This window comes from Cellulomonas dongxiuzhuiae (assembly GCF_018623035.1).
Taxonomy (GTDB): domain Bacteria; phylum Actinomycetota; class Actinomycetes; order Actinomycetales; family Cellulomonadaceae; genus Cellulomonas; species Cellulomonas dongxiuzhuiae.
Genome location: NZ_CP076023.1, coordinates 197402 through 211894, shown reverse-complemented (window position 1 = coordinate 211894; position 14493 = coordinate 197402). Strand labels below are relative to the sequence as shown.

The 14493-nt window shown below is 74.8% G+C and carries 16 protein-coding genes and 1 riboswitch; of the genes, 6 read left to right on the top strand and 10 right to left on the bottom strand.

Annotation, left to right across the window (positions count from 1 at the left end; translation table 11 throughout):
- The first annotated feature begins 67 nt into the window (after window positions 1–67).
- From KKR89_RS00940 to KKR89_RS00930, 3 genes are read left to right on the top strand one after another with little or no spacing between them, the layout of a single operon-like run.
- Entirely contained in the window at window positions 68–1135 is a 1068-nt protein-coding gene (locus tag KKR89_RS00940; protein WP_208196843.1) for an LLM class flavin-dependent oxidoreductase, read from the top strand.
- Entirely contained in the window at window positions 1132–1794 is a 663-nt protein-coding gene (locus tag KKR89_RS00935; protein ID WP_208196842.1) for an NADPH-dependent F420 reductase, read from the top strand. The genes KKR89_RS00940 and KKR89_RS00935 overlap by 4 nt, the downstream gene beginning before the upstream one ends.
- Window positions 1795–1840: 46 nt before the next feature.
- Complete coding sequence (locus tag KKR89_RS00930; protein WP_208196841.1) at window positions 1841–2227, top strand: GNAT family N-acetyltransferase; 387 nt, start codon at window positions 1841–1843, stop codon at window positions 2225–2227.
- Window positions 2228–2285: 58 nt separating this feature from the next.
- Here KKR89_RS00930 and KKR89_RS00925 read toward each other — a convergent pair whose 3' ends face one another.
- The 3 genes from KKR89_RS00925 to KKR89_RS00915 form a co-directional block, all read right to left on the bottom strand.
- On the bottom strand, window positions 2286–2933 hold the full coding sequence (locus tag KKR89_RS00925) for a hypothetical protein (protein WP_208196840.1): 648 nt from the start codon (window positions 2931–2933) through the stop codon (window positions 2286–2288).
- Window positions 2934–3038: 105 nt separating this feature from the next.
- Entirely contained in the window at window positions 3039–3608 is a 570-nt protein-coding gene (locus KKR89_RS00920; RefSeq protein ID WP_208196839.1) for a small multidrug efflux protein, read from the bottom strand.
- Window positions 3609–3687: 79 nt separating this feature from the next.
- Window positions 3688–4467, bottom strand: coding sequence for a MerR family transcriptional regulator (locus tag KKR89_RS00915; protein ID WP_208196838.1), 780 nt, complete (start codon window positions 4465–4467; stop codon window positions 3688–3690).
- A 255-nt stretch (window positions 4468–4722) separates the two neighbouring features.
- On the opposite strand from KKR89_RS00915, the gene KKR89_RS00910 reads away from it, so the two are divergent.
- Window positions 4723–5586, top strand: coding sequence for a metal-dependent hydrolase (locus tag KKR89_RS00910; protein WP_208196837.1), 864 nt, complete (start codon window positions 4723–4725; stop codon window positions 5584–5586).
- 76 nt (window positions 5587–5662) lie between these two features.
- Here the strand turns inward: KKR89_RS00910 and KKR89_RS00905 are convergent, their stop codons facing one another.
- Both KKR89_RS00905 and KKR89_RS00900 read right to left on the bottom strand, forming a co-directional pair.
- Window positions 5663–6082: a VOC family protein gene (locus tag KKR89_RS00905; RefSeq protein WP_208196836.1), complete on the bottom strand. Its 420-nt coding sequence runs from the start codon at window positions 6080–6082 to the stop codon at window positions 5663–5665.
- An 83-nt stretch (window positions 6083–6165) separates the two neighbouring features.
- Window positions 6166–6702 carry a MarR family winged helix-turn-helix transcriptional regulator gene (locus KKR89_RS00900; RefSeq protein ID WP_251140955.1) on the bottom strand — a complete coding sequence of 179 codons (537 nt, stop codon included), beginning with the start codon at window positions 6700–6702 and terminating at the stop codon, window positions 6166–6168.
- Window positions 6703–6848: 146 nt separating this feature from the next.
- On the opposite strand from KKR89_RS00900, the gene KKR89_RS00895 reads away from it, so the two are divergent.
- Together KKR89_RS00895 and KKR89_RS00890 are read left to right on the top strand one after the other, a co-directional pair.
- The gene (locus KKR89_RS00895) at window positions 6849–8708 is read left to right on the top strand and encodes an ABC transporter ATP-binding protein (RefSeq protein WP_208196835.1); all 1860 of its coding nucleotides are present in this window, start codon (window positions 6849–6851) and stop codon (window positions 8706–8708) included.
- 53 nt (window positions 8709–8761) lie between these two features.
- Window positions 8762–9736, top strand: a complete 975-nt coding sequence (locus KKR89_RS00890; protein ID WP_208196834.1) for a carboxylesterase family protein — start codon at window positions 8762–8764, stop codon at window positions 9734–9736.
- A 9-nt stretch (window positions 9737–9745) separates the two neighbouring features.
- Here the strand turns inward: KKR89_RS00890 and KKR89_RS00885 are convergent, their stop codons facing one another.
- The 5 genes from KKR89_RS00885 to KKR89_RS00865 all read right to left on the bottom strand — a co-directional run bounded on the left by KKR89_RS00885 (window position 9746) and on the right by KKR89_RS00865 (window position 14437).
- Window positions 9746–10075, bottom strand: a complete 330-nt coding sequence (locus KKR89_RS00885) for a DMT family transporter (protein ID WP_208196833.1) — start codon at window positions 10073–10075, stop codon at window positions 9746–9748.
- Between the two features lie 12 nt (window positions 10076–10087).
- A riboswitch (guanidine-III (ykkC-III) riboswitch) is annotated at window positions 10088–10159 on the bottom strand.
- 123 nt (window positions 10160–10282) lie between these two features.
- The gene (locus KKR89_RS00880) at window positions 10283–10792 is read right to left on the bottom strand and encodes a ribose-5-phosphate isomerase (protein ID WP_307802224.1); all 510 of its coding nucleotides are present in this window, start codon (window positions 10790–10792) and stop codon (window positions 10283–10285) included.
- Window positions 10789–12594 carry a dihydroxyacetone kinase family protein gene (locus KKR89_RS00875; protein ID WP_307802223.1) on the bottom strand — a complete coding sequence of 602 codons (1806 nt, stop codon included), beginning with the start codon at window positions 12592–12594 and terminating at the stop codon, window positions 10789–10791. The genes KKR89_RS00880 and KKR89_RS00875 overlap by 4 nt, the downstream gene beginning before the upstream one ends.
- The gene (locus tag KKR89_RS00870; RefSeq protein WP_208196832.1) at window positions 12588–13475 is read right to left on the bottom strand and encodes an NAD(P)-dependent oxidoreductase; all 888 of its coding nucleotides are present in this window, start codon (window positions 13473–13475) and stop codon (window positions 12588–12590) included. The genes KKR89_RS00875 and KKR89_RS00870 overlap by 7 nt, the downstream gene beginning before the upstream one ends.
- Complete coding sequence (locus tag KKR89_RS00865) at window positions 13472–14437, bottom strand: sugar phosphate isomerase/epimerase family protein (protein ID WP_208196831.1); 966 nt, start codon at window positions 14435–14437, stop codon at window positions 13472–13474. Before KKR89_RS00865 ends, KKR89_RS00870 begins: the two co-directional genes overlap by 4 nt.
- Between the last annotated feature and the right edge of the window lie 56 nt (window positions 14438–14493).

The following is a 14493-nucleotide window of genomic DNA, read 5'->3' as shown; positions in this document are numbered from 1 at the left end:
GCAGGTCGCGCGCCCGGCGCCCGCGCGCACGCCGGCAGGACGAGGACTCTCGAAGGAGTCGTGCAGCATGGACGCAGACCGCATCGAGTTCGGCATCGACAGCTTCGGGGACCGTCCCCGCGACGACCGCGGGGAGGTCGTCTCGCACGCCCAGGCGATCCGCGCGACCGTGACCGAGGCGGTCCTCGCCGACCAGGTCGGCATCGACGTGGTGGCCCTCGGTGAGCACCACCGCCCGGAGTACGCCATCTCGAGCCCGGAGACGGTCCTCGCCGGGATCGCCACCGCGACCGAGCGCATCCGGCTCGCCTCGGGGGTCACGGTGCTGTCCTCCGACGACCCGGTGCGCGTCTTCCAGCGCTTCGCCACGGTCGACGCGCTGTCGAACGGCCGCGCCGAGGTCATCCTCGGCCGGGGGTCGTTCACCGAGTCGTTCCCGCTGTTCGGGTACGACCTGAAGGACTACGAGGTGCTCTTCGAGGAGAAGATCGACCTGTTCCACCGGCTCCTGGACGAGACCCCGGTGACGTGGCAGGGCACCACGCGCGCCGCACTGCACGACGCCGACGTCTACCCCAAGACCGAGTCGGGGCGCCTGAGCACGTGGGTGGGGGTCGGCGGGACGCCGCAGTCGGTGCTGCGCACCGCCCAGTACGGGTTCCGCCTCATGCTCGCGGTCATCGGCGGCGCACCCGACCGCTTCGCGCCCTACGTGGACCTCTACCGACGCGCGCACCAGCAGCTCGGCACGACGGCCCAGCCGGTCGGCGTGCACTCCCCCGGCTTCGTCGCCGCCACGGACGAGGAGGCCAAGGAGCTGTTCTACCCGGGGTACCGGGAGACGCGTGACCGGATCGGTGCGCTGCGCGGCTGGCCGCCGCTCCAGCAGCGCGAGTTCGACTCCGAGGTGGCGCACGGCTCGCTGTACGTCGGCTCGGTCGAGACGGTCGCGGCGAGGATCGCGCACGCGGTCCGGGTCCTCGACGTCGGCCGTTTCGACATGATCTACTCCGCCGCCGGCACGGTCTCCGCGTCCGCGCGGCTGCGGTCGGTCGAGCTGTACGGCACGCAGGTGATCCCGCGGGTCCGTGAGCTGCTCGCCGAGCAGCCCGTCGCCGTGGGCGGGGCCCGGTGACCGCACTCACGGTCGGGATCCTCGGTGCGGGCAAGCTCGGGACGGTCGTGGCCCGCCTGGCCGTCGCCGCCGGCTACCGCGTCGTCGTCGCCGGCTCCGGCGATCCCGCGCGGATCGCGCTGACCACCGAGGTGCTCACGCCGGGCGCGACCGCCGCGTGGCCGGCCGAGGTGGCGCGGGCCGCGGACGTCGTGGTCCTGGCCCTGCCGCTCGGCAGGCACCGGGACGTCCCGGTGGACGCGCTGCGCGGCAAGCTCGTCGTGGACGCCATGAACCACTGGTGGGAGGTCGACGGACCACGGGACACGGTCGTCCCGGCCGGCGTCTCGTCGAGCGAGCTGGTGCAGCGGTCCCTGCCGGGCGCGCGCGTCGTCAAGGCCCTCAACCACATGGGCTACCACGACCTCGAGGACGAGGCGCGGCCCGCGGGACGGCCCGGTCGCAAGGCGATCGCGGTCGCCGGTGACGCGCCGGACGACGTCGCGGCGGTGGCCGAGCTGATCGACTCCCTCGGGTTCGACCCGGTGGTGATCGGTGACCTCGCGACCGGCGCCCGGCTCGAGCCCGGCACCCCCGCCTTCGGTGCCGACGTCGAGGCCACCGAGCTCCGCACGCTCACCGCCGGTGCCGCTGCGGCCCCGTCCACCGACCGACCCTGAACCCCGACCGGCCCCCGGACCGCCGCACCCTCGAAGGGACAGACAGATGACGCGAGAGCTCATGGACCGCACCGGCGCACCCGTGACGGTGGCGCTCGAGCGCGCCGAGCCGGTCAGCGCCTACACCGTGAGCGTGGCCGGGGAACGCGTCGGCAGAGCCGACTTCCTCGACGTCCCCGACGCCCACGAGCGGGTCTTCTTCCACACCGAGGTCGACGCCCGGTTCGCGGGACGTGGCCTGGCCGGTCTGCTGCTGCGCGAGGCGCTGGCGGACAGCGTGCGGGAGCACTTGACCGTCGTGCCCGTGTGCCCGCTCTTCGCTCGCCACCTGGAGAAGCACGGTGACGACTACGTCGCCGAGGGCGGGGCGTTCCGCCGGCCCGGTCGTGCCGATCTCGCCCTGGTCAGGCGGGCCGTGCAGGGCCCGGCGTGACTACGGCGCGCAGCCTCGGCGCCCCGGCCGACGCCCGGGCGTCGAGACCGGCCGGTCGCTACTCGTCGCCGCTGAAGAACCCGCCGTCGAGGATGCGGCTGTAGCGCAGCCGCAGCGCACGCTCGGTGCTCGCGGCGATCGTGGCGACCACGAGCGCGATGTTCACCTCATCCGGCAGCCGGACGGGGCTGACCCACGCGCCGACGGTCTGCGCCACCGGCGGGATCTGGGTGAGCTGTTCGACGACCTGCGGGACGCCCAGCAGGAGCGCGACGAGCAGCACCGCCGCCGACGCGAGCGCCAGCGAGCGGCTCAGCGCCGGGTGGGTGCGGTCGAGGCGGGCACGCCGCCCCTCGCCCGAGGCGGGGTCGGGCACGAGCTGCCGGGCCGACCCGTCGGCGCCGACGTGGTGGATGCGCCGCAGACCGTACCCGCTGGCTGCGACCTCGATGGTGCCGTCCGGCACCGGAAACGCCGCGGGGAGCTTCGCGGTGGCGTGGTGGAGACTGTCGACGTAGAGGTCGGCTCGCGCCTCGCCGTCGGCGTCGTCACCGCCGTGCCGGACGTCGACGGACCAGGTGCGCGGTGCGCCGGCCGGGTCCGTCAGTTGCAGGTGGAACAGGGAGCGGGTGAGCAGCTGCCAGGGGCGGTAGGGCGTCAGCGTGCGCCCGTCGCCGGGCTGCACCGTCGCGGTCCTGCGTGTCATGGGTCCTCCTCGTTGTCCTCCGGTTCGGGTATGCGGGTGCCGCCGCGGCCACAGGGGCCGCGACGGCGACATCGCTGCGAGGGCTGGATCCGGGGTCTCATGCCGTCAGACCCCGACCACGTGGGTGAGGGCGAGCGAGATCGTCACCGTGGTCACGGTCGTCCAGAGCACGATGGCCACGGCCTGCCAGAGCAGGACCCAACGACGAGGGCTCCCGCTGGCGACGAGGACCGCCGCGGTGAACTGCGTCGGGATCGCGAACGGGCCGAGGATGCTCGCCCCGGGGACGCCGAAGCGGTTGAGCCACGTGATGACGCGTTGGCGCCCCTTCGACATCGGCTGGGCGGGCGCCGGTTCGGCGAACCCGTCGACCGCGTGGACGTCCGAGGTGGCCGGACCGCCGACGGTCGCCTTCACGCGCGTCCGGTCGACGACGGCCGTGCGGGCCCGTCCGGTGAATGCCATCACGAGCGCCACGGACAGGAAGTTCCCGGCGGCGGCGGCGACGGCCGCGACGACGGGATTCAGTCCGCCGACGATCCCCACCATCGCGCCGAGCTCCCCCTCGACGAACGGGATGGCGCCGGCGAGCATGACGATGAAGGGCTGGAAGAACTCGGGCACCTGGGCCACGAGCTCCTGGAACCTGACGATGAGCTCCTGCAACGGGGTCATGATGTCGTCTCCTGTGCGAGTCGCGGATCGAGCGTTTCTCGATCACGACCCGAGGAGACACCGTGTTCTCGGAACAGGGTCAAGGGGTGGGTGGCGACCCCGTCCCGTCGGCGTCGTCGCGGGCCGCCAGGACCTCCTGCGCGATCTGGTACCCGAGGAGGGCGGCGCGTGTCAGGACGTCACGCTGCGCCGAGTTGTACAGCTCCGTCACGGCCTCGATGAACGTCTCCTGCACGACGCGCCCGCTCTTCGCCTGGTGCGTCGCAGGGTCGCTGAGCCACGGGTAGTCGACGAGGTTGCGCGCGATGTTCGGGGCGATCTGCTCGGCGAGGCGCTGGCGCGTCGGCTCGTCCGCGTCGGGCGGTAGCGCCTCGAACTCCTTGCCGTCGTCGCCGAGCTCGGCGTCCTCCTCGACGATGTCCCGCAGGTCGGCCAGCGCGCGCTCGTCGTAGAGCTTGGAGTAGATGTGGATCACCGACCTGTCGACCTCCGAGAGGTGCTCCGCCACCGACGCGAACCCCGCGGGTACGTCGGGCGGTGCGTTGTTGCTCAGGATCGCGGCGATCTCGCCCCGCGCCTGCTGCAGCTGCTCGATCTTCGCGGCGAGGTCGGCGTCCACCTCGCGCAGCCGGTCCGCCGTGCCGGCGCTGTCGGCCACGCGGTCGACCTCGGAGAGCGGCACGCCCAGCTCGGCGAGGCGCCGGATTCGCAGCAGGCGCACCAGGTGCGGCACGCCGTACTTCTTGTACCCGTTGTACCGGCGGTCGGGCTCGGCCAGGAGCCCGAGCCGGTGGTAGTGCCGGATCGTGTTCACGGTCGTCCCCGCCAGGTCGGCGAGCTCGCTCGTGCTCCAGGCCATGGCTGCTCCTCGTCTCCCCGGCGGTGCCGGAGAGGACCCCGGTCGGCTGCCTGAGGGCACCCGTGGACGAAGCCTGTCATCCACTGCTCGACACGCCTGGACCGGACACACCGGTCGTTTGACGCGCGTCACCCGAACGGCTGAGGTGGATGCCCGCCCCGCACCGCTGACCTGCACAGGAGTTCCCGCCGTGCCCCCGTCCGAGTGTCACCACCCCGTCCCCGGTCAGGCGCGCGCGACCGTCCGGGCTGCCCGGTGAAGGGCGCGCACCACGCCCTGTGCGGGGCGGCGGCGTGGGTGGCGGTGGCGTCGACGGCCCCGTACACGCTCGGCTGGTTCCCGGTCTCGTCGCTGGGGATCGTCACGGGCGCCGTGGTGTGCGCGGGCGCGGCGCTGGCGCCGGACGCCGACCACCACGACGCGACCATCGCGCACTCCCTGCCGCCGGTCTCGCAGTGGGTCTGCGACCTGGTCGGGCGCCTCGCGGGTGGGCACCGCAACGGCACGCACTCGGTGCTCGGCATCGCCGTCCTCACCGGTATCGCGTGGGCGGCCGGGCAGGTGACCGTGGCCACGGACGCCCTCGGGGACCTGGCGGTCGGGGCCGGGGCCATGTCGCTGCTGCTCGTGGCCTTCGCGGCGCGCGCCCTGCGCCTCGCACGGCGCCGGCTCGACGCGTGGGCCCTCGCGCTCGCGCTGGCCGGGTTCATCACCGTCGCCGCCCCCACGGAGTGGGACTGGTTGCCCGTGGCCGTCGGGCTGGGCGCGGCCGTGCACGTCGCCGGGGACATGCTGACGGGCGGCGGCGTCCCGCTGCTGTGGCCGTGGGAGCCGCGACCGCCGCGCTGGTGGCGTCGGGCGCCGGTGCTGAACGACCTGTGGAGCAGCGGCGGCAACTTCGCGGTCCCGCTCCTGGGGACCACCGGGTCGTGGCGCGAGCGGCTGCTGGTCGCCCCGCTGACCGTGTACGCGGCGTACGGCACGGGTGCCGCGCTCGTCGTCGGCTCCCTGACGGCCCTGGGCCACGACCCGGACCGGGTCATGGAACGGCTGTGGGACACCGCGACCGCCCTGGTGGGCACGGCGACGGTGGTCGCCACGGTGCCCCTCCCAGGCTGACACCCCCGCCGAACGCGCGCTTCTGCCGCTGATCGGCCGGGAGAACCGGCACAACCCCGCGTTCGGTGACCCGTCCCTACAGGAAGAGGCAGAACGGGTGGCCGTCGGGAGTGAAGAGGACCCGGACGTCGGCCTGCGGCTGGTGCTCGGCGAGGCGTGCACCGCAGTCGAGCGCCCACGCGACCGCCGCGTCGAGGTCGCCGTCGGGGACGTGGACGTCGATGTGCTGCGTGGCGACCTGCTCACCGGGAGCCGCCGGCCACACGGGCGGCCGGTACGCGCGCTCGTGCTCGAGGTTGATCCGCAGGCCCGGCCCGTCGCCCTCCGGCGCCACCTGCGCCCACCCGCCCTCGGCGGGCTCGTCGGGCCCCGGCGGGTCGTCCGCCGCGACGCGGTAGCCCAGCAGCCGCGCCCAGAACCTCGCGGCCTCGCGCGGCGTCGGGGAGCCGACGGTCACCGAGGTGGCCGCCAGCCGCGGCCGAGCGATCTCACCCATCCCCCGACCGTCCCACACCCCCGGGGCCCCCGCGAGAGAGCAATCCGGCACAGCGCCCTCCCCGGCCCAGCCCGCCGCACGCGTCAGCCGGCGTCCGCCACCCGCCGCAGCAGCTCGAGCAGCACCCGCTGCTCGTCGGCGTCCAGCACCTCGAGCCGCGCGCGCACGCCCTCGTGGCGCTGCACCGAGAGCCGGTCCAGCAGGTCGTGGCCCTCCTCGGTGAGCTCGACGAGGGTCGCGCGGCGGTCGCGCGGGTCGGGCACGCGCCGGATCCACCCGTCGGCCTCGGCGTGGTCGACCTTGGACGTCACGGAGCGGGGCGCGACGTCGAGGGCGGCGGCGAGCTCCCCGAGCCGCTGCGGCCGGCCGAGCCGGTCGAGGGTCCGCAGCAGCCGCAGCTGACCCGGCGTGATGTCGTGGCCGAGCCGCTCGGCGGCGTCGCGGCGCACGGCGCGCAGGACGTCGTGCAGGAGCTCCAGCAGCTCCTCGGGGGGCTGCGGGCTGCGGACGGGTTCGCGCCGCTCGCGCTCCGGGACGCCGTGCGGCACCGTGGTGGGCCGGGGGCTGGTCCGCGCAGCGTCGCGCGAGGGCTGCCCGTCGGTCGCGTCGTCCGTCTGCACGGCTCCGAGGCTACCGGGGAATATCCCGGAGGTGAATGTTGCTCATCGTGAGGTAACCTCAGCATGTTGCGCGGCTCGAGCCGCGCCCTCCGACCCTCTGGAGGTCCCCCTTGACCCACCCCGGACCCGTCCCCGGAGGTCGCGGGATGCGCGGCTTCAGCCAGGACCGCGACGTCGCCCGCCAGCGGCTCGCCCCCGGCACCCTGCGCCGCATCCTCGCCTTCGCCCGCCCCTACCGCTCCCAGCTCGCGGTGTTCCTCGTCCTCATCGCGCTCGGCGCCGCCGCCGGCGCCGCCACCCCCTGGCTGTTCCAGCGGCTCATCGACGACGGCATCGCCGCCGGCGACACCCGCACGGTCGTCACCATCGCCGTCGTGGTCGCCGCGCTGGCGGTCGTGTCCGCCGCGCTCGGCGTCGGAGAGCGCTGGGTGTCCGCGCGCATCGGCGAGGGCCTCATCCACGACCTGCGCACCGCCGTGTTCGACCACGTGCAGCGCATGCCGCTCGCGTTCTTCAGCCGCGCCAAGACCGGCGCGCTCGTCCAGCGCCTCAACGGCGACGTGCTGGGCGCGCAGCAGGCGTTCACCGCCACGCTGTCCAACGTCGTCAGCAACTCGCTGACCATCGTCTTCGTGCTCGCCGCGATGCTCTCGATGTCGTGGCAGCTCACGCTGCTCTCCCTGGTCCTGGTCCCCGTCTTCGTGCTGCCCGCCCGCTGGTTCGGGCGCAGGATCGCCGGCATCACGCGCGAGTCCTACGAGCTCGGCGCCGAGGCCTCGCAGACCATGACCGAGCGGTTCAACGTCGCCGGCGCGCACCTCGTCAAGGTCTTCGGCGACCCCGCCCGCGAGTCCGCCGCCTACGCCGAGCAGACCGCCCGCGTCCGGGACATCGGCGTCACGCGCGCCCTGTACTCGACGTGGTTCCGCATCGGCCTGACCACCGTCGCGGCGATCGCCACGGCCGTCGTCTACGGCGTGGGCGGTCTGCTCGCGATCCGCGGTGAGCTCACCGTCGGTGTCGTCGTCGCGCTCGCCGCGTACCTCGGGCGCCTCTACGGGCCGCTGACGGCCATGTCGAACGTGCAGGTCGACATCATGACGGCCCTCGTGTCGTTCGAGCGCGTCCTCGAGGTCCTCGACCTGGAGCCGACCGTCGCCGAGAAGCCCGACGCGTCGGACCTGCGCGCGGCCGTGGAGAAGAACGGCGCGACGCTCGAGCTCGACCACGTCGGGTTCCGCTACCCGTCGGCCGGCGAGGTGTCGCTGGCCTCGCTGGAGTCCGTCGCGACCCTGAGCCGCGACCCCGTGGCCGACACCCTGCGCGACGTCACGTTCAGCGTGCCCGCCGGGTCGATGGTCGCGCTCGTCGGGCCCTCCGGGGCCGGCAAGACGACGATCTCCCAGCTCGTCACGCGCATGTACGACCCGACGCGCGGCGCCGTGCGCATCGCCGGGCAGGACCTGCGGGACGTCACCGCGGCGTCCCTGCGCGACACCGTGGGCATCGTCAGCCAGGAGGCCCACCTCTTCCACGACAGCATCGCGGGCAACCTGCGCTTCGCGCGCCCCGACGCGACCGACGACGACATCGAGCGCGCCCTGCGGGGGGCGCACGTCTGGGACCTGGTCGCGTCGCTCCCGGACGGCATCGACACCGTCGTCGGGGACCGCGGCTACCGGCTGTCCGGCGGTGAGCGCCAGCGCCTCGCGATCGCGCGGCTGCTGCTCAAGGCGCCCGATGTCGTCGTGCTCGACGAGGCCACCGCCCACCTGGACTCCGAGTCGGAGGCGGCCGTGCAGGCCGCGCTCGACGAGGCGCTCGTCGGGCGGACGTCCCTGGTCATCGCGCACCGGCTCTCGACCGTCCGGCAGGCGGACCTCATCGTGGTCGTCGCGGACGGGCGTGTCGCCGACACCGGCACGCACACCGAGCTGCTCGCGCGCGGCGGGCTGTACGCGGACCTGTACCGCACGCAGTTCGCGCCCGCTGCCGCGGCCGTCTGACGCGCGCGCGCGACCACCGCGCGCGTCGTCGGGGCCGGACGTACCGTCGACAGATGGGGGCGACGAGGATCAGGGTGGGCACCGCTGCGTGCCTGCTGGGTGCGGTGACGCTGGTGGCCGGTGCGTGCAGCACCGGCACACCGCAGGACGCGGCGTCGACGAGCCCGCCCACCAGCAGTCCCCCGACGGCGAGCGGTACGGCCGGCGCCGCCGCGAGCCCGTCGCTCGAGACCCTGCAGCAGGACGTGCTCCCGCAGTTCGAGGAGCGGTCGTTCGACGAGCCGGAGGTCGACCTGCCGGTGGGCTACAACCTGTTCCTGCCGGCGGACTTCGACTCCGGTACGCAGTACCCGATGGTCCTGTTCGTGTCGGACTCCACGCGCATCGGCGACGCCGTGCCGGCGCCCTCGACGCAGTACGGCGCGCTCATCTGGGCGAGCCCGCAGATGCAGGCCGACCACCCGGCGATCGTCGTCGTGCCGCAGTACCCCGACCTCGTCGTCGCCGACCTCGAGGGCCGCGGCACGACCGACTACGTCGACCTCACGGCTCGGCTCGTCCGGTCCGTGCAGGAGGCGTACCAGGTCGACAAGGAGCGCACGTACGCGACCGGGCAGGGCCTCGGGGCCGCGACGGTCCTGCGGCTGGCCGCCCAGCAGCCCGAGCTGTTCGCGGCCGAGCTGGTCGTCGGCGGCCAGACCAGCAAGCCCGACCTCGCCGGGCTCGCCGACGCGACGTTCGTGTCCGTCGCGACCGGCGACGACGCCGGCTCCCAGGACGCCATCCGTTCCGTGCTCGACACGCAGGACGAGAGCTACCGGACGGCATCGTGGGACGCGACGTGGACGCAGGACCGCCTCGCCGACGCGGCGCGCGAGCTGCTCGCGTCCGACGACGACGCGTACCTCGTGACGATCGACGGCACCCCGACCCCGACCGCGACGGCCGGCGTCGACGCGCGGCCGGCGTACCAGCAGGTCTACGAGATCGGCCCGCTGCGCGACTGGCTGCTCGCCCAGGACGACTGACGTCGGCCCTCAGTGGACGAGCTTGAGGCCCACGACGCAGGCTACGATCCCGAGGATGAGCAGGATCTTGACGAGGCTCGCGGTCTCGGTGCCCGTCACCATCGCGACGGCGACGGTCACGGACGCGCCGATGCCGACCCACACGGCGTACGACGTGCCGGTGGGCAGCTCGCGCATCGCGAAGGCGAGGCCGCCCATCGAGACGAGCAGCGCGAGGCCGAAGACGACGGTCGGGACGAGCCGGGTGAACCCCTCGGACCGGCCCAGGGCGGTCGCCCAGACGGCCTCGAACAGCCCCGAGACGACGAGCACGAGCCAGGCGACGGACGTGGTGGACACGGATGACCTCCGACGGCTGCCGTCTTGTCGCTCTCCGGGTACGGCGCCCCTCGTCCGGGGACCCGCGCTGACGTCGGGCCCGCGACCATGCTCGCACGCGGGCGCGGGGCCCGGGGCGGATGGTGCGGCGTCTCACCACCGTGCCGGGAGGCCCGGGCGCACGAGTCCCCTCCGACCGTGCGCCCCAGCCCCCCACCGGGCGGCGGGTCAGCAGCCCCCGCCGGCCCCCTCGGACGCGTCGGTGCGCTCGGCGCCCGCGTCGTCGGTCTCGTACCCCCGGATGACGTCGACCTTGGCGGCCGACGCCGACGCGGGGTCGAACTCCTGGTCCAGCCACTCGCGCACCAGCGTCTTGGCGAGCTCGAGCCCGATGACGCGCTGACCGAGGCACAGCACCTGCGCGTCGTTCGACAGCACCGAGCGCTGCACCGAGAACGTGTCGTGCGCGGTCACCGCCCGCACGCCGGGCACCTTGTTGGCGGCGATCGCCATGCCCAGCCCCGTGCCGCACACGAGCAGCGCACGGTCGGCACCGCCCGCGGCGACCCGGCGCGCGGCCGCGACGGCGACGTGCGGGTAGGCGGTGTCGTCACCGGCGTGCACGCCGACGTCCTCGACGACCTCGACCCGGGGGTCGGCGCGCAGCAGGTCCGCCAGCGCGTCCTTGTACGTCAGGCCGGCCTCGTCGGCACCGACCACGATCCTCGACACGCTCACGGCGTCTCCTTCTCCTCGGGTACGACGGTGGACCGGACGGCCGCGACGATCGCCGCGAACGACACGGCCCCGGGGTCGGGGGTGCCCACGCTGCGCTCGGCGAGCGGACGTGCCCGCCCCAGGCGGGGGCGCAGCGCCGCGGTCTCCTGCGCCGCCGTGCGCGCCGCGTCCAGCGCGGCGTCCCACGCGGCACCGAGCGGCTCGCCGGCGGCCGCCGCCTGCTCGAGCGCGGCGGCGAACGGCTCGGCGGCGTCGACCATCGTCTTGTCCCCCGGCTGCGCGCCGCCCAGCGCGACGACGGCGGCGACGCCCGCACGCACGGCCGCGGCCGTCCGCGTCGACGGGTCGGCGACGGGTCGCGCGGCCAGCGCATGCGCGACGGCACCGATGCCCGCGCCCCACAGCACGCCGGACGTGCCTCCCGCGCGGTCGGCCCACGCCCGGCCGGCCTCCCGCAGGCTCGCGACGGCGCCGTGGCCCGCGTCCGCGGCGGCGGCGGCCGCGTCGGCGGCGGCACCGGCCCCGCGCAGCATGCCGCGGCCGTGGTCACCGTCCCCGGCGACGGCGTCGAGCCTGCCCAGCTCCGTCTCGAGGTCCGTCAGGACGGTGCGCACGGCGCCCAGCGCGGCGACGACGCCCGACGCCTCGGACGCGTCGGTCGCGTCGACGACGCGAGCCGCGCCGCCGGGCGCGGACGCGTCGGACGACGACGCGCCCGACGTCGCGGAGCCCACGGACCCGGGCGTCGACGACTCGGCGCGCGTGCCCACGTCATCGGACCGCGGTGCGTCGGCCACGCCCCCGACCTGCCCGCGCCGGTAGGCCGGCGTGTGCGCCGGAGCGCACCACCACCGCTCGAGGTCGTCGTCGAGCCACACGAGCGTCAGCGAGCACCCGGACATGTCGAGGCTCGTGACGAGCTCGCCCACGTCGGGCTGCACGGCCTGCAGGCCGGCGGCGTCGAGCAGCGGACGCACGGCGCGCCACAGCACGAACAGCTCCTCGTGCTTGGTGCGGCCCAGGCCGTTGAGCACGACGCCCACGCGGGGGCCGGCGTCGGCGGGGCGCTCGGTGAGCAGACGGTCGACGAGGATCAGCGCGAGCTCGCTCGCGGTGCACGCGGGCACCTCGCCGATGCCCGGCTCGCCGTGGATCCCCACGCCCAGGCCGACCGTGCCCTCGGGCACGGTGAACAGCGGCGCGTCGGCACCGGGCAGCGTGCAGCCGTCGAACGCGACGCCGAGCGTGCGCGTGCGGTCGTTGGCGTGGCGCGCCGCGGCGACGACGTCGTCGAACGACAGGCCCTCGGCCGCGGCGGCACCCGCGACCTTGAAGACGACGTGGTCCCCGGCGATGCCGCGACGCCGGTGCGCCTCGTCGGCCGGGGCCGACGCGACGTCGTCGGTGACGACGAGGAACTCCGCGGGGATGCCGCGCGCGCGCAGCTCGTCGCGCGCGAGCGTGAAGTTCATGACGTCGCCCGCGTAGTTGCCGGTGAGCAGCAGCACGCCCGCGTCGCCCGCGGCCGCGGCACCGACCGACACGGCGTCCGCGGTGGACGGTGACGTGAAGACGTTGCCGACGACCGCACCGTGCGCGTACCCGGGCCCGACCAGGCCGCAGAACGCCGGGTAGTGGCCCGACCCGCCGCCCACGACGACCGCGACCTGCGACGCGGGGGCCGGCACGGCCCGCACGACTCCGCCGGGGACGCGGCGGACCTGGTCGGCGTACAGGTCGACGAACCCGTCGAGCGCGTCGTCGACGAACCGGGCCGGGTCGTCGGCCAGGGGGCTCACCACGTCCGCTCCTGGGCGAGCGTCGTCGCGACGACCGAGTCGTCGGCGGCGTCGAGGCCGGCGGCGGACACGGCCCGGTACAGCTGCTCCGCGGCCGCCGCGACGGGCGTCGCGACCTTGAGCTGCCGCGTCAGGTCGCCCACGATGCCCATGTCCTTGCCGATGACGTCGAGCCGCGAGCGCAGCGGCGGGGTCTCGCCGCGCAGCTGCTGCGCGATGCGCGGACCGCGGTCGGCGAACATGAACGACGCGGCCGCGCCCTGCGACAGGACCTCGATGCACGCGTCGAGGTCGAGGCCCAGGCGGTGCGCGAGCGCGAGCGCCTCGGACGCGGCGGCGGTGTGGATGCCGCACAGCAGCTGGTTGACCGTCTTGAGCTGCTGCCCGGCGCCGATCGCGCCCACGACTGTGAGGGACGAGGACATCGCGTCGAGCACCGGACGGGCCGCGGCCAGGGCCGCGTCGTCCGCGCCGACCATGATGAGCAGGTCACCGGTGCCGGCACGCACGGGCCCGCCGGAGACGGGGGCGTCGACCGTGAGGACTCCCCGAGCGGCGAGCGCGGTCGCGACGGACACCACCGCCGCCTCGCCGACGGTCGACGTCACGACGACCACGGCGCCGGGGGCCAGGGAGTCGGCGACCCCGCCCGTCCCGAGTACCAGCGCGTCGAGCTGCGCGCCGTCGCGCACCCCCACGACGACGACGTCCGTCCCGGTGCACGCGTCGGCGACCGTCGCCGCACCCGTGGCGCCCGCCTCCACCGCGAGCGCGGTGCGCTCCGCGGCGATGTCGAACGCGACCACGTCGAACGTCCGCGCCAGCGCGGTCGCCATGGGCAGCCCCATGGCCCCCAGGCCGAGGACGGCGACGCGGGCGCTCATCGCGCACCCGCCGTCGCGCGCAGCACGGACTCGCGGGCCTCGCCCGTGGCGACGGCGAGCATGCGGCGGATGTACCGCGCGTTGCGCGCCGAGACCGACAGCCCGTCGCCGCCGTAGTGCTCGACGCAGAACGGGCCGGTGAACCCGACGTCGACGGCCGTGCGGATGGCCGTGCGGTAGCTCACCGAGCCCATCTCCATGGGCGCGGGCAGCGCGACGTACGTGCCGGCGGTGCGGTCCTCGTCGCGGAAGTAGCTCTTGACGTGCCAGTAGTTCGACACGGGCAGGCAGGCGGCGACGGCGGCCTGGAAGTCCTCGATCGGCCGGTGCAGGCGGATGAGGTTGCCCAGGTCGGGGTTGAGGCCCACGTCGTCGCGGCCGATGTCCTGCACGAGCCGGACGGCGGACTCCGCCGTGCCCAGCAGGGTGTCCTCGTACATCTCGAGGGACAGCTGGACGCCCACCTCGCCGGCGTGCCGGCCCAGCTCGCGCAGGCGGGTGACCGCCCGGCTCCACGTGTCGGGGTCCGTCGCGTCGGCGGGGCCCTCCTCGGTCCAGAACCAGAACGCGCCGCGCTGCGCGGGCAGCAGCGGGCGGTGCAGGCCGACGCTGACGACGCGGACGCCGAGGGCGGCGGCCGCGTCGATCGTCCGGTGCGAGTAGGCCAGGTTCTCGTCGCCCGTCTCGGGGTCGATGACCGAGCGGCGGATCGCGGACAGCGCGACGGGGTCGAGCCCGACCGTCGCCAGCGCGTCGCGCAGCTCGTCGACGCGCGCGGGTGCGAGGTCACCCGGCTGCACCCACGAGTCGGTGAGGTCGACCTCGGTGAACCCCTCGTACGCGACCTCCGCGAGGTGGTCGACCCAGGTGTCCGCCGGGGCGTCCTGGGACGCGGGGAACGGGAGCATCGCGGCGGCGATCGGCCACTGCTCGCTCGTGGGACGGGTGCCGTCCGTGCTCATCGGGTGTCCTCGTCGTCGAAAACTTTTCGGCTGTCGCCGCTGCGCGGTTCACGCTA

Coding starts and splice junctions, on each gene's coding strand:
- KKR89_RS00890 (WP_208196834.1), top strand. CDS start 8,762: ATGGGGGCGACGAGGATCAGGGTGGGCACCGCTGCGTGCCTGCTGGGT.
- KKR89_RS00925 (WP_208196840.1), bottom strand. CDS start 2,933: ATGACACGCAGGACCGCGACGGTGCAGCCCGGCGACGGGCGCACGCTG.
- KKR89_RS00895 (WP_208196835.1), top strand. CDS start 6,849: ATGCGCGGCTTCAGCCAGGACCGCGACGTCGCCCGCCAGCGGCTCGCC.
- KKR89_RS00920 (WP_208196839.1), bottom strand. CDS start 3,608: ATGACCCCGTTGCAGGAGCTCATCGTCAGGTTCCAGGAGCTCGTGGCC.
- KKR89_RS00865 (WP_208196831.1), bottom strand. CDS start 14,437: ATGAGCACGGACGGCACCCGTCCCACGAGCGAGCAGTGGCCGATCGCC.
- KKR89_RS00940 (WP_208196843.1), top strand. CDS start 68: ATGGACGCAGACCGCATCGAGTTCGGCATCGACAGCTTCGGGGACCGT.
- KKR89_RS00905 (WP_208196836.1), bottom strand. CDS start 6,082: ATGGGTGAGATCGCTCGGCCGCGGCTGGCGGCCACCTCGGTGACCGTC.
- KKR89_RS00915 (WP_208196838.1), bottom strand. CDS start 4,467: ATGGCCTGGAGCACGAGCGAGCTCGCCGACCTGGCGGGGACGACCGTG.
- KKR89_RS00870 (WP_208196832.1), bottom strand. CDS start 13,475: ATGAGCGCCCGCGTCGCCGTCCTCGGCCTGGGGGCCATGGGGCTGCCC.
- KKR89_RS00930 (WP_208196841.1), top strand. CDS start 1,841: ATGACGCGAGAGCTCATGGACCGCACCGGCGCACCCGTGACGGTGGCG.